This window comes from Arthrobacter sp. TMP15 (genome assembly GCF_039529835.1).
Classification (GTDB): domain Bacteria; phylum Actinomycetota; class Actinomycetes; order Actinomycetales; family Micrococcaceae; genus Specibacter.
Window position 1 is genome coordinate 1,410,523 of sequence record NZ_CP154262.1, and the last position, 22,558, is coordinate 1,433,080.

Below are 22,558 nucleotides of genomic sequence, written 5' to 3' on the forward strand. Positions count from 1 at the left end.
TAGAAGTGAATTTACACTAAAGTCCGTGCGAATGGGACTTCGATGGTAATTTCAATGTGGATTGAGCACAAAATGAACACAAGAACGTGGGAATTGTTGGGATTATCGGTTGAGCGCCCATGTGTTTGCATGCTTGAGAGCAATATGTGGGAACATTTATCTGTGAGTAATGTTGAAAAAGTAGTTAGCGAATGGTTGCCCCTACCCGATGTTGCCGAGATGCTTGACGTCTCGGTCACTAAAGTTCATGCCTTGGTTAAAGATGGTTCCCTTCTGGCCTCCCGCGTGGGTGAGCGCTCAATCAGGGCAGTTCCCGCTGAGTTCATTGCAGGAGACCACATCCTGGAAAGCCTGCGTGGCACCATCTCCGTGCTTCACGATGCCGGCTTCGAGGACAATCAAGCAATCGAATGGCTCTACACCGCGGATGATTCACTGCCAGGGCGGCCAATAGATGCCCTGCGCGAGGGCCGCAAAACTGAAATCCGCCGCCGTGCGGCAGCCCTGGGCTGGTAGATTTTTCGATAGCTTTGCGGGTTGACAGCCAGAGGTTGCTAACCCGCAAAGACACCGGCCTTTACTACTAGTTAAGAATCAGTAGTTAAGCACCATCAGTCGAGGCTCAGGACGTTCTAGCGACGGCGCCTCGGCCCACAGTCGCAAGTGCAGCAGTCACGGTCTCCTCAATGGGCAGCTGAGCAAGGGCAGCAAATGCAGTATCGCTTCTCTGGGCAATCAGCTCTTCGGCGCTTTCAAGGGCACCGCACTGGACCATGATGGAACGGACTCTCTCCACGTCGTCCTCGCTTAGCTCAGGGTTCCCCAAGTTCCTATCAACAAATTCTCGTTCGGCCCCAACGCTTGCATCTATAGTCAAGCCCACCAACACCGTCCGCTTGCCTTCACGCAGGTCATCGCCAGCAGGCTTGCCGGTTTGAACCGGATCACCAAAGACTCCCAAGACGTCATCGCGCAACTGGAAAGCCTCTCCCAGTGGCAGGGCAAACGAGCTGTAGCCTGCCAGTAAACTATCTTCACCACCGGCCAAGGCCCCTCCCAGCACCAGCGGATGCTCGGAGGAGTACTTTGCGCTCTTAAAACGGATAATGGCCAAAGCTCGAGCCACCGCAGTGCTATGCGGTTGGGACGGGCCAGCAACCTCCTCCAAAATATCCAGGTACTGCCCTGCCATGACTTCCGTGCGCATGAGATTAAAAATTTCCCGAGCGCGGTTGTCGCCTTCGGAGCTGATCCGTGCAAACATCTCTTCACTGAGAGACAAACACAAGTCACCAGTAAGGATCGCGGCTGCCTGGCCAAACCGTTCATCATCTAAAGCCCACTGGCTCTCGCTATGCAGAGTGCTGAACTGCCGGTGCACGCTTGGACTTCCGCGGCGGGTATCAGAGCGGTCAATGATGTCATCGTGGATCAATGCCGCAGCCTGAAACAGTTCAAGCGCCGCCCCCGCCTGAATGATGGCCTTTGCCTCAGGAGCGCCCCCTGCACCACGCCATCCCCAATAGCACAGTAGCGCCCGCATCCGTTTCCCGCCGGTGACGAGCTTCGAGATCGAATCCACCAAAACCAATGTTGCTGGGGATATTTGCGTCAGTAGCTGGTGCTTTTCGGCTAGGAACTCAGTCAATTGCTGCGCTACAGCCGTAATAAATGCGTCGTGTTCCCCACGCATGGGTTCTCCGGTTTGGACGGAAGTAGTGTTCATGCTTTCAAGATTCCTTCCTGTGGGATCAAAAATGCTGGAGTTCTGACTTTGTGCCAGTGTCTGGACAGCGTCAGTGAGTATTTACATCGAGTAGTCACTTGAGTCGATGGTTTACCTAAACGAGGCAGGCAGGAGTGTTGCGCCGATAGTGAAGGTCGCGGTGGACGCGCTCTGGACTATAGAGACTGTGGCAATTTCCTGACCCTGAGCCCGAACGAATGTCTTCAACGGAACGCCGTCCACTGCGTCGCCAGGCTGCGCTTCAAAGCCTTGGCTGGTCAACGACTTGGTGTAGTAAGCCAATACATCTGCTGAACTGGCCGTGACACTTGCTGTCATTGAAGCCATCGAAACGTCAGTGTTGTGCTCAAGGCTTGAAGCTTGAATTGTGGCGTCCGGCATGAGCGGCAAAACTGTTGTAGGGAAACCCGCAACCAGTTTCTTCACCGCAGACTGTGCTGACGGGGTGGCCGAACTTTCCGCGGCGGCGCTAATGGGCGCCGATGGTGATGTTGCGGCAGCGGAGGCCGAAGCGGACGAAGCAGACGAAGCGGCCGAGGCGGACGAAACAGGAGTGCTCTGGCTGGTGCAAGCCGTCAGAAGGACAATGGTAGAAACTGCGCCAGCTGCCCAGAGACATCTGCGAGATAACGGCACGATGCGCGATAACGGCACTATGCGCGAGGAGCGGGGGATGAATTTGGTCATGACTGTTTCCTTAGCTGCCGGAGCTGGTGCGATGGCATCGGCTCCAGTTTACCCAAGAAGAGGCCCAGGCATACTGGAGGTGTTGTGCCCGTCACTGTGATGAGCTCCAAGCACGCTAGTGAGTTCAAGAGAAGTTCACTCACTAGACTTGAGAGGTGAATGAGCAACCGCAGCAGCGCCGAGGGTCCCAGCAAGAGGGTTGCACAATCATGCATGTGGACATGGACGCCTTTTATGTAACTGTTGAACTGCGGGATAGCCCGGATCTACGAGGCAAAATGGTGATCGTTGGCCAGCCTGAGGGACGTTCGGTGGTACTTTCAGCTTCCTATGAAGCGCGCAGCGTGGGGGTTCGTTCCGCTATGCCCATGGTGACGGCCCTGCGATTGTGCCCAACCGCCGTCGTAATCCCACCTCGACACCAGCTTTACCAGCAGGTCTCAGGAGAGATCATGACGGTCTTCCGCTCCATTACAGACAAAGTTGAGCAATTGAGCGTGGATGAAGCCTTTCTTGATATCAGTGGCTCATTGCGACGGTTGGGAACACCTCTAGAAATTGGTGCGTTGATTCGGTCGCGCATTTCCGCAGAGGTGGGCATCACGGCGTCGGTGGGTATTGCAGCCAGTAAATTTGTGGCTAAAGTCGCCTCAACGCGTTGCAAACCCAACGGAATGCTCCTGATCGAAAAAGAGCAAACCGTGGAGTACCTCCACAGCCTGCCTGTTGAGGCCCTGTGGGGTGTAGGAGTAAAGACGCGCCAGGTCCTTGCTCGATTGGGGATCTTTACTGTGGCAGATGTGGCTGCAACACCCCTGCCCTCCCTGCAGAAGGCGCTAGGTAGCACGGGGGCTGCACTGCATTCGCTTTCCTGGGGGATAGATCCGAGGCCGGTGACCGGTGAACGCCAGGAGAAGAGCATCGGTTCTGAGGAAACGTTCGCCGTGGATACCTTCGACGACGAAGTCCTCACCAGGGAACTGTTGAGACTTTCCCACCGTGTGGCAGGGCGTCTTCGAGAAGCAGGGTTGAGCGGGCACACGCTTTCTTTGAAAATCAAGTATTCCGACTTCTCATCCATCACGCGGTCCAAGACGCTCAGCGCAGGAACTGACAGTGCGACACAAATTTATGCCGGCGCGGTGACCCTTCTGCGCGCGCTAGGAGTCCGGTCCCAAAGTGTGCGATTGATTGGGGTGCGCATGGAAAAGCTGGATGCTCTTGCGGGCGCACCGCTGCAGTTCACCTTGGACCCTCGGGATGACAACTCACGCAATGCCGAAGTGGTTGGTGATGCTATTGCGGCAAGGTTCGGTAGCGCCAAAATTGTTCCCGCACGCCTCATTAAGCCTCGCGACAGAGCGTAAAGAGCTCCCTAGCGACGCCAATAAAAGCGCATGGCTCTCATCTCAACGCGGGTAAAAAGTGCCCAAATCCAAGGGTTCCCTACGTGATCCGTACGTGATCAAAAAATGTTCCCAGCACCCCGATCGCTGACGCACCTGATATGGGTTTCCGTTCCAGAGAATCAAGCCTATTGTTAGTGGTAGGAGTTAATTCATAGATGACTTCGTCGCTTGTTCATACCCGGGCGCTCGGGACCCAGATTGCACCTAGTGCATTGCGGATTCGGTTCAGTGGGAATCAATAGGCAAGTATGTTCGTTAACGTTTTAACACGCCCATGGCCCTGACCTGAAGGAGGTCGTCATGCCCCTCTCTGAGCACGAGCAGAGACTGCTGGACCAATTAGAACAGCAGCTGCATGCGGAAGATCCCAAGTTTGCCCACGCCCTGTCAACGGCCCCAACGAAGTCATTGTCAACACGCAACATCGTCATTGGTGTGTTGATCATGATCACAGGTTTGTTGGTGCTATTAGCCGGTGTGGCGTTGCATTTGATCCCGCTTGGAATCGTTGGCTTCCTAGTCATGGGTGGAGGTGTCTACGTGGCTGTCTCAAAGCCGAGATTTGGCTCGCAGCACCAGACTGAGCACAAGCCAGGGGATAAGACCCGGGCCAAGCAAAAAAGCGGATTTATGAACGGTCTTGAAGAAAAATGGGAAGAGCGTCGCCGCCAGCCGTAGACCTTTCATGCAGTACGCACCTGCAGTAGGCACCTTCAGTAGGTTTCTTCCAGTACGCACTGCACAGTGCTGTTGTGCTGGTGTTCCCATTACGGACTTCACAAACTGGCCAGCGCTGCATTGTGCCCATTCACTGAGAACACGCTCGCTCCCTCCAGTGCCCAGAGGTGTGGGCCATCATCAGCGTCTCCGTAGCAACTCCCGCCAGCCTGCAGTAGAACACCTGCAGTAGAACACCTGCAGTGGAACACCTGCGGTGGGACAGATGGCCAATTCGGACCAGATGCTCACAAAATGCACTCAAAAATGTTCGCTTCCAGCGCTGAGTGACCTACGTTGATGCGTGCGAAACCACTATGGGTTCCCTAGATTTTTTAGAAAAATCAAATCTTTCCCTCCGCTTTCCTGCGTCCCTGGCGCCCCGCACTCCAATGGCTCTTATGGGTCGTAGTTTCTGCTGCGGCACATTTTTTCCAGGATTCCGAGTGCTGCGATGACCGGGGTACTTAAAACAGCGGGGTACTTGAAACGAAGTCAACCCTTGTCGCGGGCAGAAGAGATAGCCGGCCGCGTGACGGGGTGAGCCTGCGTGCCCATCGTTGCTTTTGCGACCGGGGACAATCTGGAGATCTGGAGAAGTGAGCGGCTGAGTTTCCTGCGGAATCCGTGAACCGGCTCTAGCTGAGAACTTGCACGGGCCAGAACATCCTCCACTTTGCCCCACCAGAGGGCATTTGCCGCTGAAACTCTTCATAAAAGTGGCTTCCAAGGCACCCCGGACACGCAGCAACGTCCACATCTGAATTTTTTCCTCCACCCCCGACCCACCGAGAAAATTGCCGCTACAACAAGGAACTGATGCACGACACGTAGCAAAGATGGGTATGTCTTGAGTTGACGGTGGAGGATTGTGGAGTAATGTGGAGCAGGTAAGAGGGGAATGGGTTGGAGTAGTTTCCAGACTCGACAAATGAAGGTGGTGGGGGATTGTTTCTTGGAACACACTCACCGCGCCTTGATGAGAAGGGTCGGATCATTCTTCCCGCCAAGTTCCGGGAGGAACTAGCCAGCGGACTTGTCCTTACTAAGGGGCAGGAAAACTGCATTTACGTCTTCAGTGCACGAGAGTTTGAAAAAGTACTAGCCCAGATGCAGGATGCTCCACTGTCCAACATGGCGGCACGGGATTACATTCGTATCTTTCTTTCTGGTGCGTCTGATGAAGTGCCAGACAAGCAAGGACGGGTGACAATCCCTGGAACCCTTCGTTCCTACGCCGGTCTCGAGAAGGAACTGGTGGTCATTGGCGCCGGCAGCCGGGCAGAGATCTGGGATGCAACTTCGTGGCATGCATATTTGGAAGCCAAGGAGAGCGGATTCTCGGCTACTGACGAAACAGCAATACCCGGCGTTAACTGAGGAAAGCCTCCTACGGGAAGTTTGCACAACATGAAGTACCCGCAGTTGGAATAATTTGAAAAATCTCGTCTCGACGTAGCAGTTCCTTCGGCTTAGCAGGTGCTCTTGAATGAGATCTCCAGCCGCCCAGCAACACCAATCCTGGCTCACCTTCCCCGGTGCCAGGCGTGGTAAGGCTCGGCGCGGAGGGGGATCTGGTTTAAGGACACGTATTCCAATCCTGCGGTTGCGTGAAGTGAACCAGCAAGGCCAGCTGACTAACGGAGGACAACTGTCCAATGTAAGGCTAGAAAAATTGCAGGATTAGATTTTCTTTTACCAGATTTAGATTTCCGCGAGGGTCCACAACCCCCTGCGATTTTGACCCAAGAGAAACGGAGTCGTGATGACGTCGGAACTGCCCACGCCACCTACGTCTGAACGCCACACTCCGGTTCTGAAAGATCGATGCGTAAACCTGTTGGCCCCAGCCTTTGAATTGGCCCGATCCGCCGGCCGCACTCCTGTGGTTATTGACGCCACCTTGGGGATGGGTGGGCACAGCGAAGCCATGCTGCAACGCTACCCGGACCTGCACCTGATCGGCATTGACAGGGACACAGAAGCGCTGGGGTTGGCAGGGGAGCGGTTGGCGCCCTTCCAGGACCGCACTGATCTAGTGCATGCGGTCTACGACGAGATCACCGAGGTGCTGGCTGATCTTGGTATTCCCAGTATTGACGGAATCCTCATGGATCTAGGTGTTTCATCACTTCAACTGGATGAGCGCGACCGCGGGTTTGCTTATTCCTTTGATGCGCCCCTTGACATGCGCATGGATACCAGTCGTGGCCAAACCGCAGCCGACATCCTTAACAGCTACTCGGAAGAAGACCTGGTGCGGATTATCCGCAAATGGGGCGAGGAAAAATTTGCCGGTCGCATCGCAAACCACATTGTGGCGGCCCGCGACAAGGCACCCCTGATGCGCACCGGTGAATTGGTGGAAATCATTCGCAATGTGGTGCCCTCAGGGGCCGCGCGGACAGGTGGACACCCAGCAAAACGAACCTTCCAAGCGTTACGCATTGAGGTTAACGAGGAGCTGAGTGCTCTCGATACAGCCATCCCGGCAGCGGTTGATGCCCTGGTTCTGCACGGGCGTGCAGTTGTTATGTCATACCACTCTTTGGAAGACAAGATCGTCAAAGCTGTCTTCGCCGCAGGTTCACGTTCATCTGCTCCGGCAGGATTTCCCGTGGAGTTGGACGAGCACAAAGCGACACTTAAACGCCTCACCAAGGGCACCGAGATTCCCACGAGTGAAGAAATTGCAGAAAACCCCAGGGCCGCATCAGCGCGCCTTCGGGCAGTTGAAAAAATCAGGGTCGGGAGCGCCAAATGAGCCAGCTTGCACCACGCACCACAGCGGTGACCGTAGGTAACAATGCCCGGGCCCTGAACATGCCAGTGGCTACCCCGGACGTTGGAGTAACAGCACCGAAACCGACGTCGTGGAAAGCCCGCGCCCCGCTGTCTCTGGTGGCCTCCGTTCCCAAGCGGAGCCGTTCCTCACTGGTGGTGATCTTGTTCTTGGTTGTCGTCGCCGCGCTGACTGTTGTCCTTGTGATGAGCATCTCCGTCACAAAAGGCCAATATGAATTGGTGGGTTTGAAGAACCAGCAGTCTGACTTACTCAAGGCTAATCAAACGATGGAGCAGGAAATTGCTGCGAAGCAGGCGCCTCAGGAGCTTGTCTCCCGTGCTGCCGCGTTAGGCATGGTCCCTGCTGGTTCGACAGGGCAGATTGATGTACGGACCAAAAAAGTTAGTGGGTCTCCTCAGCCTGCCTCACCTGACACCAAAGGCCTGGTGAGTATCCCACCTGCATTGATTGACAAGCCTGTGCCAGCGGCGGATACCCCACCAGCAGTTGTTCCACTGAGCCCGGGCGCAATTACCCAGAAGGAGCAGGCTGCCCAGAAGGCTGCCGCCAAATCTGAGCCCGCGCCCGTACCAGCTACAGCGACTCCGGACCTTAACGGTGGAACCATACCGGCACCCAGCCAAAAGGACAGCTAAAGTTTAACCACTGTCATAACCGCGACGGGAAGTAGTGATCTTCCCAATGTCAAAACGCAAGGAAAACAGTAGTGGCAAACAAATCCATCAAGTCAGCACGTGGTGCTAAGCCACTACAACTGAATAAGGTTGGCCGCGGGCGGATGCGCGTCGGTTTTGTCTTTATGATGGCCCTACTGCTTGTCATTGCTGGCCGGTTGGTCATGGTTCAAGGTCTAGACACTGCAAATATGGCCCAAGCTGCTGAAAATCAGCGCACGGTAGTACAAAAGTTACCCGCTGTTAGAGGCAAGATTATTGATGCCAAGGGTAAGGTTTTAGCCGAGAGTATTATTCGCTATAACATCACCGTCTCCCAGGTGAACATGGCAGAGTACCCAACCTATAAGCACAGGACCGTTGATAAAAAAACGGGTAAGTCCAGCATTGAAAAGATCACCAAAGACGAAGGACTGCAGAAGTTAGCAGACCTACTGGGGCTGAAGTTCGAGGACGTAAAAAAGAACGCCACAGGAGATAAAAACTTCAATTACATTACCCAGGACGTCAGCCCGTTGCTTGAAAAGGACGTTGCTGAACTGGGGATCCCCGGCATCTATTCCGAGGCAGTGACAAAACGCGTCTATCCCATGGGAGCCGTAGGTGGCCCCATCGTTGGTTTCGTCGATGCTGAGGGCACGCCGTTGGCTGGCATTGAACAAACCATGAATGACAAACTCACCGGGATCGACGGAACCCGGACTTACCAAGCAGGTAAGAACGGCATCATCATTCCCACCGCTCCCGTGCGGACCGAACCAGCGGTTGACGGTCAGACAGTGAAACTGACAATAGACCAAGACATTCAGTACTACGCACAGCAAGCTGCCCAGCAGCAAAAAGAACAGTACAATGCCAGTTGGGCCAGCATCAGTGTTATTGAAGTGAAGACCGGAAAAGTCATTGCGCTGGCCGACAGCGACTCCTATGACCCAAATAACGTTGGGGCCGCCGACAAAGCCAACGTCGGCTCACGCACGGTGAGTTCAGTGGTTGAGCCGGGGTCAACCAGTAAAATCATGACAGCCGCAGCTTTGGTTCAAGAGGGTCTGGCCACTCCTATGAGCCAATATCTTGTGCCACCTACGTTAAACATTGATGGACAGAACTTCTCCGATTCCTTTGTACATGGAACTGAGCAGCGCACACTGGCGGGCATCATTGCCGATTCAATGAACACGGGAACTGTGATGGCGGGCTCCAAGCTGAGTCTTAAGCAACGCTATGACTACATGCGAAAATTTGGTGTGGGCGAAAAAACCGGAATAGCTCTTCCCGGCGAAAGCCCCGGTATTTTGGCCGACTGGCAGAACTGGGATGGTCGCCAACGCTATACGGTGTTGTTCGGGCAGGGCGTAGCGCAGACACCTTTGCAAACAACCATGATCTTCCAGACGGTTGCCAACAACGGTGTGCGGCTTAAGCCGGCGATCATTGACTCATTCACCGCAGCTGACGGTGCAGTGCAGAGCGTCCCGCAGGCCCCGGGAGTGGAAGTCATCAGCCCGGCAACAGCGCAATCAGCCAGGGACATGCTTGAAGGTGTTGTCACCATGAGCGATTACAAGGTTGTCAACATCCCCGGTTACCGCACAGGCGGCAAAACAGGAACCGCTGAGGCCCCGGCAGATAATGGTGTGGGTTTTGACGGCTACACCTCCTCATTTATCGGGATGGCTCCCATGGAGGATCCCAAGTATGTGGTTGGTATTACTGTCCAACGCCCGCAAGGAAGCATCTATGGAGTCACCCAGGGGTATACCTTTAATCAGGTCATGGGGCAGGTGTTGCGCAGCTACGATGTTCCGCCGTCAACCACACCGCCGGTAAAGCTCCCAAAGTTCTACAAATGATGTTCCCGCTGATGGGTTCCGCACTGGTAGCCCAAAGAAACGTCAATGCACTCTATGCAAGCAAAGGATTCTAAAGAAGTGCCTGTAAATAATTCGTCTGCCCCCCTGCGTCCCAGTCACCGCGGGTCAGTAACGCTGGCGCAGCTGGCCGAGGTCGTGGGTGCTGAACGCGAGGGAGGTATTGAGCCCGTGACAGTGAATGGTGTCAGCTTGGACTCGCGCACTATATGTGCCGGTGATCTCTATGTTGCCTTGCCAGGAACACGGGCTCATGGCGCGCAATTCGCCGCGCAGGCCGTAGCCGGAGGCGCTATCGCGATTTTAACGGACCATGCAGGCGCGGAAGTTCTAGGGAAGGCTTGCGCGGTGCCTGTTCTGACAGTGGCGGACCCTCGTGCAGTCACTGGAGTACTTGCCGCCACTATCTATGGCACCTGTGCCGGGACTGCAGGGGAGTCCGGGGGCGGCGCTTTGGAAAACGCTTTGGAAAACATGGACTTGTTTGGGGTGACAGGCACCAACGGAAAAACAACCACAACTTACTTCCTGAACTCTCTTTTGAAAGCACAGGGAAAAACGACCGGGCTAATTGGCACCATCGAGATCTTAGCTGGCAGTGAATCCATCCCCAGCAAGCTCACAACACCGGAGTCCACGGATGTGCACGCTCTTTTAGCCGTGATGGCTGAAAGAGGCCTCGGTGCCGCATCAATGGAGGTCTCCTCCCATGCACTAGCCTTTGGCCGGGTCGACTCAGTGGTGTTTGACGTGGCTGGATTCACCAACCTCACCCAGGATCATCTTGACCTCCACGGAGGCATGGAAGAGTATTTTGCCACCAAGGCGGCCCTTTTCACCCCCGCGCATGCAGGGGCGGCTGTCATAACAATTGATGACGCCTGGGGTCAGCGGATGGCGCGCACCAGCACGGTGCCTACAGTGACTCTTTCAACTCTCAAGCATGCGGCTACAGAAGGTAGCGCCGACTGGCAGGTTCAGGACATCCGCCGGGACGGGATAGGATCCCGCTTTAACCTCTGCGGTCCGGATGGCGCAACTCTCACGGTCCGCACTGGGCTGCCGGGAGAGTTCAATGTCTCCAACGCAGCCCTTGCGTTACTCATGGTTCTCACCCGCCTGCTGGCCGTTGCCACGGAAGAAGATTCCGGCGTCGTCCGCTATGGAAGCAAGAGTGCCAAAGACGTTGTGACAGAGCTACAATCAGTGCTTGACGCCCATGACCCGTTTACGATCGAGGTCCCCGGACGCATGCAGCTCATCGGCACAGCACCGGTTGCCGTGGTTGATTTTGCGCATAATCCGGATGCACTGAAGCGGGCGCTGGCGGCAGTGCGCCCGGACTCCCCGGCTGCCAAGGTGATAGTTGTCTTTGGCGCTACCGGAGAGCGTGATGTCACCAAGCGTCCGCTGATGGGTGCCGTCGTTGCCAGGGGTGCAGACGTGGTTATTATTACCGACGATGACCCGCATGACGAAGATCCGGCGGCAATTCGTGCCGACGTGCTGGCCGGAGCCCGTGAAACTAACGAACAAGAGTGCTTGGGACGAGTTGTGGAGGAACATGGTTCACGGGCAGCCGCGATCGAACGCGCCGTGGAACTTGCTAGGGCCGAGGACGTGATTCTGGTGGCTGGACGCGGCCACGAAATCTATCAAGAGGTCAAAGGAGTCAATATTTCTCTCGATGACAGGGTGGAGTTGCGGGCAGCCCTGACTTCCCACGGATTCCCGCTCAGTGGAGCAAGCAAGATAGAATCCTCAACTAATGATTGAAATTTCCGCGGCACAGATTGCCGAACTGACCCAAGGCACACTTTCCTTCGGCACTGATCCGGCCATGCTGTTGGACGTGGCAAAGATTGCAACCGACTCTCGAGATGTGACTCCGGGCAGTATGTACGTGGCTAAAGCTGGGGAAAATACTGATGGACACGGCTTTATTGCCGCTGCCTTTGAAGCCGGTGCTGTGCTGGCACTGGCCGAACGCACGCCGCCCGCGGACGACGCCGGAGGTGTGTTTCCAGCTGTTGTCGTCACCGACGCTGTGCTTGCAATGGGGACGCTGGCGGCCGAGGTTGTCCGCAGGATTCGGGCGCACTCGCCACTGAGCGTCATCGGCATCACCGGGTCAGCCGGCAAGACCACCACGAAGGACTTGTTGTCTGGAATACTAGCCACCGAGGGCCCTACCGTAGCGCCGGTGGGTTCCTATAACGGTGAAGTCGGTGTCCCCATGACAGTGTTTCGGGCCGTTGAGGGTACGCGGTATCTGATCATTGAAATGGGCGCCACAAAGATGGGCCAGATTTCATATCTTAGTAAGATCGTGAACCCTGATCTCGGTGTTGTCCTGTGTGTGGGAAGTGCGCACGCGGGGGAGTTTGGCTCCATAGAGAACATTGCGGTTGCTAAGGGGGAGCTGGTTGCAGCGCTAACCCCGCGGGGCCGGGCCGTGCTGAACTACGATGACGGTAGAGTCCGGAGCATGGCTGCCCGTTCAGGGGCGCCCGTGACGTTCTTCAGCAGCGCTGATGCACCAGAAACTGACGTGCCCGGTGGCGCCGAATTCTTGCAGGCACGTAACGTGCACACGGATGCGGATGGTCAGCCAGTTTTTGATCTAGCCTTTCCAGACCGGATAGAAACGCTAAAAGTGCAGAGCAAACTACTCGGCTTGCACCATGTCACAAATTTATTGGCTGCAGCTTCAGCCGCACATGTCCTCGGCGTTTCCCCTGAGCGTATTGCCTTCTCACTTAGTGAGCAGCGTGCGGTAAGTAGGTACAGGATGGAACGCACGGACCGTAGTGACGGCGTGAGCATTGTTAATGACGCTTATAACGCCAACCCGGAGTCCATGCGTGCAGCACTGCGTACTCTGGCCGAGCTCGGCGGAAGCGGAGCGCGCCGTACCTGGGCAGTGCTGGGTGAAATGCTTGAGCTGGGCGAGAGCTCAGTGCTGGATCATGACGCGGTTGGCCGGGTGGCCGTTCGGCTGAATATCTCTCGGCTGATTGTTGTTGGGGCCGGAGCCCGTGCCATGCACGTGGGCGCCGTCATGGAAGGCTCATGGGGAAACGAATCCATGTTTGTTCCCGACGCGGAAGCCGCTTACGCCCTACTTTCCGCCGAGCTGGCACCGGGAGACATTGTTTTAGTTAAGTCTTCGAATGGCGCCGGACTGCGGTTCCTAGGTGATCGGATAGCATTACCCACGGGGAACAACCCCGCAAATACTAGTGACCCTACCCCAGGCGAAAGGACCTCCAAGCCATGATTGCATTGCTCATCGGTGCCGGCTTGGCCTTGGCCTTTGCCATGGTCGGCACTCCCATATTCATTCGATTCCTTGTTAAACAAGGTTACGGACAGATCATCCGAGAAGATGGTCCCACCACGCACCAGATCAAACGAGGTACCCCCACCATGGGTGGCACGATCGTTGTTGGCGCCGTGGTTGCTGCCTATTTCATCACGCATTTAATCGTCTGGCTGATTAACCCTGGCACTTCTGGACCAACTGCGTCCGGTCTGCTCATGATCTACCTGATGGTGGGTATGGGATTGGTTGGGTTCTTGGATGACTTCCTGAAGATCACCAAACAACACAACACCGGGCTGAATCCCAAAGGCAAGCTTATTGGCCAGGCTGTTGTAGGCATCTCCTTCGCTATTATGGCGTTGGGGTTCCCGAACAGTTCTGGGCGCACCCCGGCCAGTACGTTCATCTCCTTTGCGCGGGACATCCCCTCGTTGAACCTGGCATTTGCCGGGGCAGGCTTAGGCGTGGTGTTGTTTGTGATTTGGTCAAACCTGATCATTACTGCAGCCACGAACGGTGTGAACCTCACTGACGGGCTTGACGGTCTGGCCACAGGGGCTTCGATCCTCGTTTTTGGCGCCTACACACTCATCGGTCTCTGGCAGAGTAGCCAGGCCTGCGGATCCCGCAAAGTACCTTCCGAAACCGTTTGCTATGAAGTTCGGGATCCGTTGGATTTGTCCCTACTTGCCGTGATCATGTTTGCCGCACTGATCGGCTTCCTGTGGTGGAATACCTCTCCCGCCAAGATTTTCATGGGCGACACCGGATCGCTGGCCATTGGCGGCGCCATGGCGGGGTTTGCCATTCTCTCCCGCACCGAAATTCTGCTGGCAATCATTGGCGGACTCTTCGTCCTCATTGCCCTCTCCGTCATCATCCAGGTTGGTTTCTTCAAGCTTTCCAAAGGTAAACGAGTCTTCTTGATGGCACCTCTGCAACACCACTTCGAGCTCAAGGGCTGGAAGGAAGTCACTGTTGTTGTCAGGTTCTGGATTCTGGCAGGACTGATGGTGGCTGTGGGCCTCGGTGCCTTCTACGCTGAATGGATTGTCCGACTGTGAGTGCCTGCGAGAATCGTTTGGGTGCACTGACGAGTTGGGACGCTGATTGGGCCGGATTGCGTGTGGTTGTCACCGGTATCTCCAAAACAGGGTTCTCGGTTGCCGATACCTTGGCGGAGTTGGGTGCGCACGTGGTTGTCATCGCAGCATCGGATGACGACGAATCCCGGGCGCATGCCGATACACTCAAGATTGTAGGGGTCAAGGAAGTCATCCTTGGGGCTGATTCCTCCACTGCCCTGCCACTGGTTGATGGGCAGCAGGCACAGCTTGTTATCACCAGCCCGGGGTTCAAACCCAGCCACCCACTGCTCATCGCAGCAGCCTCTGCCGGTATCCCCATTTGGGGAGATGTAGAGCTGGCTTGGCGTGTGCGGGTCAAAGAGGGGCGAAAAACGGCGCAGTGGATTGCCATCACTGGGACCAACGGCAAGACCACCACAACCACCATGGTTGAAGCGATGCTCCAGGGTGCTGGCCTGCGTGCAATCGCGGCAGGTAATATTGGCACGCCCATTCTTGACGCTGTTCGTGACCCGGAGGGTTATGACGTGCTGGCAGTTGAGCTCTCTTCGTTCCAGCTGCATTGGAGCGAGTCCTTGGAGCCCATCTCAAGTGTGTGCCTGAACCTCGCTGAGGATCATGTCGATTGGCATGGAAGTTTTGCCGCTTACGCCACGGATAAGGCCAAGATCTACGCGAACACCCAAGTGGCTTGTGTATACAACGCCGAGCAGATTGAAACCGAACGCATGGTCCAGGAAGCCGACGTGAAAGAAGGCTGCAGGGCAGTTGGTTTCACCACAGGCATTCCAGCCATCAGCATGGTCGGGGTTGTTGAAGGTCTCCTGGTTGACAGGGCATTTATTGCAGAACGCAAAGATAGCGCCGCCGAACTCGCCAAAATCAGCGACATTGGAGACCTGGTGCCGCGTCACCTGGTGGCCAATGCAGCTGCCGCGGCGGCTCTGGTGCTTGCCTATGGGCTCACACCAGCAGATGTTGCCAAGGGACTGCGAGAATATGACAACGGGGAGCACCGAATTCAACCGGTGGCCAGCTCTGAGGGCGTTCTGTGGATCAACGATTCAAAGGCGACCAACCCCCACGCGGCGTCAGCCTCACTATCAGCGTTCGACCCTGTTATTTGGATCGCCGGTGGCTTGTCCAAGGGAGTTGACTATGACGAACTGGTTCGGGAGCAAGCACCGCGTCTCAAAGCAGTTGTTCTGATCGGTGCAAACAGCACCGACCTGGCCAGTTCGCTGGCGCGTCATGCCAGCGGGGTTCCGGTGATTCTGACAAGAGCTCAGGGCGGCAGGCACACAGACTCAGCTCTCCTGCGTGGCGAGGCGGTAATGGCCGAGGCTGTCGCAGCGGCGGCGTCATTGGCCAGTGACGGGGACACGGTGCTCATGGCCCCGGCGTCGGCCTCGATGGATCAGTTCACCTCCTATGCTCACCGTGGCCAGGCCTTCATTGATGCCGTGCGGGAGCTGCTGGAAACTCGGGCAAGCGCTAATAAGGAGTCATAGTGGCCAAGACCCCCGCACAGCCGGGCTCATCGCTTGCACGCGCACGCGCACTGCGGACCAGGGCTGGCGCGCACCCGGATGCCGGCACGACCCAAGCGATCAGTGCAAAGCCTGCAAAACCAACGAAGAAGAAAACAGCCACCACTGTGCCGCCAGCTGTGGACGGACATTGGACGCGTCTGCGCGGCAGGTTATATGCATTCTCTGGCCGGCCAAGCGCTGCCTATTACTGGATCATTGCCACTACCGTGGCCCTCACCTGTGTGGGCTTGATGGCTGTGCTTTCTGCCTCCGCGGCTGAATCGATATCCGCTGGCGTAGACCCATATTCCTTGTTTTTAAAGGCTGCCATGTTTGCCGGCTTTGGGCTGGTGCTGATGATGGCTTTGTCCTTCGCCACTCCGGCGTTGCTAAAGAAGTTCGCCTGGCCGGCGTTGGGCCTGTCATTTTTTCTGTTGGTTGCCGTGCTGACCCCACTGGGGTCGGAAATTAACGGAAACCGAAACTGGATCAAACTCGGAGAATCCTTCAGCTTTCAGCCATCGGAAGCAGCCAAACTGGCCTTGGCGTTGTGGATGGGTATGGTGCTATCGCGTAAAGGACGCTTGGTTGGCGACTGGCGGCACACGCTACTGCCAGTGGTACCCGTCGGGGTGATCCTGGTGGGGTTGATCCTGTGGGGACATGACTTGGGTACCGCTGTCATTGTCATGGGCGTTGTGGGGGTCGGGCTGTTCTTCGGTGGAGGCAGCAAGCGTGTGCTGTTGGGGGCCGTTGGTATAGGACTCGCTGCCGCTGTAGTTATGGCGGCTGTCAGTGGAAACCGGACCGCCAGGCTCTCTGGCTGGTTGGGCAATTGCGACGACGGGCAGGGGCTGTGTGACCAGGCCCAAAATGGTTTGTACGCTTTGGCCTCTGGTGGCTGGTTTGGAGTAGGCCTGGGCCAGAGCAGGCAAAAATGGAGCTGGATCCCCGAGGCTCACAACGACTTCATCTTTGCGATCCTTGGAGAGGAACTGGGTCTGCTTGGCAGCCTGGTGATCATTGCCCTCTATGGTGCTCTGGCATTCGCCGTTTTCCGTGTCATCATGAAGCGCAATGACTCCTTTGCTCGCGTGGTCTGTGGTTCTATCCTGACCTGGATCATTGGCCAGGCTTTTGTCAACATCGCCATGGTCACTGGACTGTTGCCCGTGATCGGGGTTCCCTTACCCTTAATTTCCTATGGCGGCAGCGCATTGGTGATGGTGCTCGCGGCGATTGGGGTAGTCCTGTCCTTTGCCCGAACCGACCCTGCCGCCGACGCTGAACAAGAAAGTGCCTCGAGTCCTTCATGAACAACACCACCAACACCAACAACACAACACCGGGTGAAGCCGCGGGCCATTCCAACTCCTCACAGCCAGCCCTGTCCGTTGTCTTTGCCGGGGGTGGCTCCGCCGGGCACGTCAGTCCACTGCTAGCCATGGCTGCGGCCCTTCGGCGGTGCGATCCTAACACCGGCATTGTGGCTGTAGGTACTAAGGGCGGACTGGAAGAAACCCTTGTTCCGGCGGCCGGCTATGAGCTGGCGTTCATTGAGCGCATCCCGTTACCGCGTAAGCCATCCCTTGACGTAATTAAACTCCCACTACGGATGATCAGGGCTGTTTTTGCGGCTAAAACGATCCTGCGCAATGCCCACGCGGATGTTCTTGTTGGTGTAGGCGGGTACGTCTGTACCCCCATGTACCTTGCCGCCAAGTCTCTGGGCGTACCAATCGTGATCCATGAAGCCAACACCAGGGCCGGGCTGGCCAACAAAGTCGGTGCCAGATACACAACTTATGTGGGGACGGCGTTTGCTGAGACAAAGATTCGTCACGCCCACTGGGTGGGAATGCCCATGCGTGCCAGCATTGCAACGTTGGATCGACTAGCTGTGCAGCGCAGTGCTCGTGAACGCCTGGGCTTACTTGCAGACAAACCAACTCTCATTGTCACAGGCGGTTCTCTGGGTGCCCTTCGGCTTAATCAGGCTGTGGCCGGGTGTGTTGATGCTTTGGCCGCAGCGGGCATCCAAACTTTGCACATCACGGGCAAGGGTAAGGCTGTGATTGATAAGAGCGAAGAGCCGCTTCGCGCAGAGCTGTACCGACAGGTTGAGTACATTGATGGTATGGAGGACGCATACGCGGCAGCGGACCTCTTATTATGCCGTTCCGGGGCAGGCACCGTCTCAGAGGTGGCAGCCGTTGGGGTTCCTGCCGTCTTTGTTCCCCTACCCATTGGCAACGGTGAACAGGCCCGTAATGCTGCCGGACTAGTGGAAGCGGGTGCTGCCTTGCTTGTCCTAGATGAAACGCTGGATGCTAAATGGATCCAAGCCGAGCTGATACCGCTGTGTCTGGACACTCCGCGCCTGGCCCGCATGGGGGCAACGGCTATAGAACTGGGAATTCGAGATGCGGCCGAGCGCATGGCGGACATGATATTTGCGGCTGGCAGAAAGTGAACCACATGATGAACAACAGCCACGCCGTTGCGTACAGTCCACCCACATTGGCCGAACTCGGTCGCGTCCATTTTATCGGTATGGGCGGTGCCGGTATGTCGGCAATCGCCAGAATCATGCTCAGTCAGGGAGTGCCTGTGAGCGGTTCAGACGCGAAGGACTCGGCCGGACTCCTTGAGCTTGGCACCCTCGGTGCAACTGTTCACATCGGCCAGAGCGCAGCCAACGTTGAAGATGTTGACACCGTGGTGATTTCCACAGCCATCCGAGAGAGTAATCCTGAGTTGGCGGCTGCCCGTCTCTTGGGACTGCGCATCCTGCACCGTTCTCAGGCGCTGGCAGCCACCATGGCCAATGACACGGTAGTGGCCGTGGCCGGAACACACGGCAAAACAACCACCACATCGATGATCACTGTCATGTTGAGAGGCACGGGAGTTGACGCCTCCTTTGCCGTGGGTGGGACTGTGCAGGGCATAGGTGTCAATGCTGCCCACGGCGCAGCAGGGGTTTTTATAGCCGAAGCGGATGAATCAGATGCATCTTTCCTGAACTACTGCCCCGACATTGCAGTAGTAACCAACCTTGAAGCAGACCATCTTGACCATTACGGCACCGCTGAGGCAGTTTTCGCAGCGTTTGAGCAGTTCATCACTTTGCTGCCTGCGGAGGGTACTTTGGTGGCGTGCGCCGACGACGCCGGGTCAGCAGCCTTGGCAGCCCACGCACGCGCGTCCGGGCAGCGCTGCCTGACCTACGGTTTTGCACCAACTGCCGATATCCGGCTCCTTCCTGGCACGCAGGCCGGACTGCACACCACGGCCGCTGTGGTGTTCAAAGAAGGTGTTATTGCTGCAGGGCAAACAGCTCAACTGACGTTAACTTTGCAAGTTCCGGGTAAGCACAATCTAAGCAATGCCGCGGCAGCGGTGGCAGTGGCCGTTGTGCTGGGAGTCGATGTTGGCCGTGCCGTGGAAGCGCTGGCTGCTTTCAGCGGTGCGGCCAGAAGGTTTGAAGCCAAGGGGGAGGGGCGGGGGGTCGCGGTTTTTGATGACTATGCCCACCATCCAACCGAGGTGACAGCTGCGCTGCTGGCAGCAAGAACTGTGGCCGGAGACAAACGGGTTCATGTCCTTTTCCAGCCGCACCTTTTCTCACGGACTGCCGAGTTTGCCACGGAATTTGCTCGCGCCTTGGATCTCGCGGATACCGTGGCGGTCCTGGATATTTATCCTGCACGTGAAGAGCCCATCCCGGGGGTCACCAGTGAATTGATCACTGCGGCTTTGCATAAGCCATTTGGCTATGCTCCTGATAGTGCTGCCGCGGTGCAGCGTCTGGCCGGGTTGGCAGTGGCAGGGGACATTATTTTGACCATTGGTGCCGGTGATGTCACTGAGTTTGGTCCTGCTTTGGTAGCCGAGCTGAACAGCGGCAAACTCTCGGATGCAGGCACGGCCAACGGAAATACCCATGGTTGAGCCCCGTAAACCGAGAGTTATAAGAACCCGCCCAACAGATTTGCCCCCGGCGGCAGCCGAGACGCCAGGAACCAGTGGCTCAGTAGACGATGTGGGGACCGCCGACGCGGGGACCGCTGATGTGGGGACCGCCGAGGCGTCAGGGGCCAATATGGCAGCAGCGCCGCCTGCAGGGTCAGTGCGCAGCACCAGCGCCAAAGTTTCTGTGGAGCGGGTGCCCAGCACTGAATCGGAAGACGCCGGCGCTGCTCAGATTATGAGCCCCAAGACACCCAAGTGGAAGTCACTCCTGGCTAGGGTTGGCGCCGGAGAAAGTACCAAGGTTCAGCCGGCCGCAACTGAGTCTGGCGAGGCGAAGTCTGGCAACCAGGCTGGCCCAGTTAAGCCGGGCCCAGCCAAGTCGGGCCCAGGTAAGACGGGCACTGCGAAGCCCGGTACTGGTACTTCCAAAGCCGTGATGCCACGAGAGCCAACGAACACGGCATACGGCGATTCAGGCTCGGGCCGTGATGCCACGGTGCTTGCTTTTCCTGTCCCTGAATATAAGCGGCGTCGCCGAAACCTTGTGTTTACAGCAGCCGGGGTGCTCGCCGTGTTGGTCCTGGTGATGGTGATCGCGTTGTTTTCGCCAGTGTTGGCGGTGAAGACAGTCGTGTTTGACGGCAGCAAGTTAGTTAGCGACCAAGTCCTCCAAGATGCGGTTGCACCTATTCTTGCTAAACCCCTCCCGCAGGTCACAGACGTGCAGGTGCAAGATTTACTCAGTGACGTTATTCAGGTCAAAAGTTCCCGTATAGAAGCAAGACCACCTTCTACCTTGCTGATCCATATTGTGGAGCGGGTGCCGGTTGCCTTGCTAAAAAACGATGATGATTACCTGTTGGTTGACCAGGACGGCGTACAGCTGGGCTCCACCAAGGACCCTGGATCCGTGGCTCTGCCGCTGATCGACGGTGGCAAAGCGGCCATTGGACAAGATACGTTTCAAGCTATGACAGCCGTTCTGGCCAATTTGCCCCAGTCGATTCTTGGACAGCTTGCCAATGCAACGGCGAAGTCCCCGGATGCGGTAGAGCTAAAACTCGCAGACGGCAGGTCCATCATCTGGGGCAATGCGAATGACATGGAGCTCAAGGCCCAGGTGTTGGAAGCGCTGCTGAGTGCGCCGCCACCCACGGCTGCGGAGGGGAAGCCTGAACCGGCACCTGTGAAGGTTTTTGATGTCAGTGCACCGCGGCACCCTGTGACACGATGATGGGGTGACAAAGTTCGGCGAATGACTGCTTTAACTTCGAGAGCGACAGTTTTCTGTGTTTTTTGATGGGATTAGGGCGACACGCGGCGATGGTAATTGCATGCAGCACGGATGCACCATAGCGTCGTGACAAGAACTAGTTGACATAACTATAACCTTCAAGTTGAGGGTTAAGCTACGCAAAGTTTCAAGCAGCGCTTCAAGGTTACCCCGGGAACCGCAGCCGGCGCCTTGAAAAGGGGTAAATTCTGTGTCAGAAGCAGCAAATATTGATCTTTCAGCAACATACGAACAAGGGACACCTAACGTGGCAGCACCCCAGAACTACTTGGCAGTCATCAAAGTCGTCGGTATCGGCGGTGGCGGCGTAAATGCAGTGAACCGCATGATTGACGTGGGTCTGCGCGGCGTGGAGTTCATCGCCATTAACACAGATGCGCAGGCACTACTGATGAGTGATGCCGACGTTAAGCTTGACGTCGGCCGTGAGCTGACCCGTGGATTGGGGGCCGGAGCCAATCCGGACGTCGGGCGCCAGGCGGCGGAAGACCACGCAGAGGAAATCGAAGAAGTGCTTCGCGGCGCCGACATGGTGTTCGTGACAGCAGGCGAGGGTGGTGGCACCGGAACGGGTGGCGCGCCCGTAGTGGCCCGGATCGCCCGTGGCTTGGGTGCCTTGACAATCGGTGTGGTCACGCGTCCATTCACTTTCGAGGGTCGCCGTCGTGCTACTAGCGCCGACAGCGGTATCGAGGCTCTGCGCGATGAAGTGGATACGTTGATTGTTATCCCCAACGATCGTCTGCTCTCCATCAGCGACCGCAACGTCTCAGTCATTGAAGCGTTCCGTACGGCAGATCAGGTGCTGTTGTCCGGTGTTCAGGGCATCACGGACCTCATCACAACGCCCGGCTTGATCAACCTTGACTTTGCTGACGTGAAATCCGTGATGCAAGGTGCAGGTTCTGCTTTGATGGGCATCGGTTCCGCCCGTGGCGAGGATCGCGCGGTCAAGGCTGCGGAGCTGGCCATCGCGTCCCCGCTGCTTGAGGCATCCATTGATGGCGCACATGGTGTGTTGCTGTCCATCCAGGGTGGCTCCGATCTGGGCTTGTTCGAGATCAACGAGGCTGCTCGACTGGTTCAAGAAGTTGCACACCCGGAGGCGAACATCATCTTCGGTGCCGTCATTGATGACGCGCTCGGTGACGAAGTGCGCGTGACGGTTATCGCGGCCGGCTTCGATGCCCCTGATCAGGCTACCGAGACACATGAACCAGCTGCCCAAACGGCACCACCCGTCCCGGTAGCTGTACCTGCTAGTGCCTCAGTGACAAACCTCAACCAGTGGGGACAGCAGTCAGGTACTCAGGTTCCCGCTGACGGAGGTTTTGATGTTGAACTCCCTGCCATCGTGGAACCGGATCTCACCGGGCATCGTTCCGATGACTTGGATGTCCCTGACTTCCTGAAGTAAACCCAAGTTATCTCAG

19 protein-coding genes are annotated in these 22,558 nt (G+C 56.6%); 17 read left to right on the plus strand and 2 right to left on the minus strand.

Going from position 1 to position 22,558, the window contains the following annotated elements; all coding sequences use genetic code 11:
• The first annotated feature begins 162 nt into the window (after nt 1-162).
• A complete protein-coding gene (locus AAFM46_RS06165) occupies nt 163-516 on the plus strand; it encodes an Rv2175c family DNA-binding protein (protein ID WP_283531582.1) in 354 nt (117 codons plus the stop codon).
• Nucleotides 517-622: 106 nt separating this feature from the next.
• Here AAFM46_RS06165 and AAFM46_RS06170 read toward each other — a convergent pair whose 3' ends face one another.
• Together AAFM46_RS06170 and AAFM46_RS06175 are read right to left on the minus strand one after the other, a co-directional pair.
• A complete protein-coding gene (locus tag AAFM46_RS06170) occupies nt 623-1,726 on the minus strand; it encodes a polyprenyl synthetase family protein (protein WP_283531581.1) in 1,104 nt (367 codons plus the stop codon).
• A 111-nt stretch (nt 1,727-1,837) separates the two neighbouring features.
• Nucleotides 1,838-2,074: a hypothetical protein gene (locus AAFM46_RS06175; RefSeq protein WP_283531580.1), complete on the minus strand. Its 237-nt coding sequence runs from the start codon at nt 2,072-2,074 to the stop codon at nt 1,838-1,840.
• 52 nt (nt 2,075-2,126) lie between these two features.
• On the opposite strand from AAFM46_RS06175, the gene AAFM46_RS06180 reads away from it, so the two are divergent.
• The 16 genes from AAFM46_RS06180 (at nt 2,127) to ftsZ (ending at nt 22,542) form a co-directional block, all read left to right on the plus strand.
• Nucleotides 2,127-2,534 (plus strand): hypothetical protein, encoded by a 408-nt coding sequence (locus AAFM46_RS06180; protein ID WP_343320055.1) that lies wholly within the window; start codon nt 2,127-2,129, stop codon nt 2,532-2,534.
• A gap of 109 nt (nt 2,535-2,643) precedes the next feature.
• Nucleotides 2,644-3,801: a DNA polymerase IV gene (gene dinB / locus AAFM46_RS06185; RefSeq protein ID WP_343320382.1), complete on the plus strand. Its 1,158-nt coding sequence runs from the start codon at nt 2,644-2,646 to the stop codon at nt 3,799-3,801.
• Between the two features lie 342 nt (nt 3,802-4,143).
• Complete coding sequence (locus AAFM46_RS06190) at nt 4,144-4,521, plus strand: DUF3040 domain-containing protein (protein ID WP_283531578.1); 378 nt, start codon at nt 4,144-4,146, stop codon at nt 4,519-4,521.
• A gap of 987 nt (nt 4,522-5,508) precedes the next feature.
• Nucleotides 5,509-5,940: a division/cell wall cluster transcriptional repressor MraZ gene (mraZ, locus tag AAFM46_RS06195; RefSeq protein WP_283531577.1), complete on the plus strand. Its 432-nt coding sequence runs from the start codon at nt 5,509-5,511 to the stop codon at nt 5,938-5,940.
• 385 nt (nt 5,941-6,325) lie between these two features.
• On the plus strand, nt 6,326-7,324 hold the full coding sequence (gene rsmH / locus AAFM46_RS06200; RefSeq protein ID WP_343320056.1) for a 16S rRNA (cytosine(1402)-N(4))-methyltransferase RsmH: 999 nt from the start codon (nt 6,326-6,328) through the stop codon (nt 7,322-7,324).
• Nucleotides 7,321-8,001, plus strand: a complete 681-nt coding sequence (locus tag AAFM46_RS06205) for a hypothetical protein (RefSeq protein ID WP_343320057.1) — start codon at nt 7,321-7,323, stop codon at nt 7,999-8,001. Before rsmH ends, AAFM46_RS06205 begins: the two co-directional genes overlap by 4 nt.
• Nucleotides 8,002-8,072: 71 nt before the next feature.
• Nucleotides 8,073-9,893, plus strand: coding sequence for a penicillin-binding protein 2 (locus AAFM46_RS06210; RefSeq protein ID WP_283531573.1), 1,821 nt, complete (start codon nt 8,073-8,075; stop codon nt 9,891-9,893).
• Between the two features lie 78 nt (nt 9,894-9,971).
• Nucleotides 9,972-11,687 (plus strand): UDP-N-acetylmuramoyl-L-alanyl-D-glutamate--2,6-diaminopimelate ligase, encoded by a 1,716-nt coding sequence (locus AAFM46_RS06215; RefSeq protein ID WP_343320058.1) that lies wholly within the window; start codon nt 9,972-9,974, stop codon nt 11,685-11,687.
• Complete coding sequence (gene murF / locus AAFM46_RS06220) at nt 11,680-13,191, plus strand: UDP-N-acetylmuramoyl-tripeptide--D-alanyl-D-alanine ligase (protein WP_343320059.1); 1,512 nt, start codon at nt 11,680-11,682, stop codon at nt 13,189-13,191. The genes AAFM46_RS06215 and murF overlap by 8 nt, the downstream gene beginning before the upstream one ends.
• A complete protein-coding gene (mraY, locus tag AAFM46_RS06225) occupies nt 13,188-14,300 on the plus strand; it encodes a phospho-N-acetylmuramoyl-pentapeptide-transferase (RefSeq protein ID WP_343320061.1) in 1,113 nt (370 codons plus the stop codon). The genes murF and mraY overlap by 4 nt, the downstream gene beginning before the upstream one ends.
• The gene (gene murD, locus AAFM46_RS06230; RefSeq protein WP_343320062.1) at nt 14,297-15,835 is read left to right on the plus strand and encodes a UDP-N-acetylmuramoyl-L-alanine--D-glutamate ligase; all 1,539 of its coding nucleotides are present in this window, start codon (nt 14,297-14,299) and stop codon (nt 15,833-15,835) included. The genes mraY and murD overlap by 4 nt, the downstream gene beginning before the upstream one ends.
• Nucleotides 15,835-17,172: a putative lipid II flippase FtsW gene (gene ftsW, locus AAFM46_RS06235; protein WP_343320063.1), complete on the plus strand. Its 1,338-nt coding sequence runs from the start codon at nt 15,835-15,837 to the stop codon at nt 17,170-17,172. Before murD ends, ftsW begins: the two co-directional genes overlap by 1 nt.
• Nucleotides 17,169-18,329 (plus strand): undecaprenyldiphospho-muramoylpentapeptide beta-N-acetylglucosaminyltransferase, encoded by a 1,161-nt coding sequence (gene murG, locus AAFM46_RS06240; protein ID WP_283531565.1) that lies wholly within the window; start codon nt 17,169-17,171, stop codon nt 18,327-18,329. Before ftsW ends, murG begins: the two co-directional genes overlap by 4 nt.
• 8 nt (nt 18,330-18,337) lie before the next feature.
• Nucleotides 18,338-19,810 (plus strand): UDP-N-acetylmuramate--L-alanine ligase, encoded by a 1,473-nt coding sequence (gene murC, locus AAFM46_RS06245; RefSeq protein WP_343320384.1) that lies wholly within the window; start codon nt 18,338-18,340, stop codon nt 19,808-19,810.
• Nucleotides 19,803-21,065, plus strand: a complete 1,263-nt coding sequence (locus AAFM46_RS06250) for a cell division protein FtsQ/DivIB (protein WP_343320065.1) — start codon at nt 19,803-19,805, stop codon at nt 21,063-21,065. Before murC ends, AAFM46_RS06250 begins: the two co-directional genes overlap by 8 nt.
• Nucleotides 21,066-21,372: 307 nt before the next feature.
• Nucleotides 21,373-22,542 (plus strand): cell division protein FtsZ, encoded by a 1,170-nt coding sequence (gene ftsZ, locus AAFM46_RS06255; RefSeq protein ID WP_343320386.1) that lies wholly within the window; start codon nt 21,373-21,375, stop codon nt 22,540-22,542.
• Nucleotides 22,543-22,558: the final 16 nt, after the last annotated feature.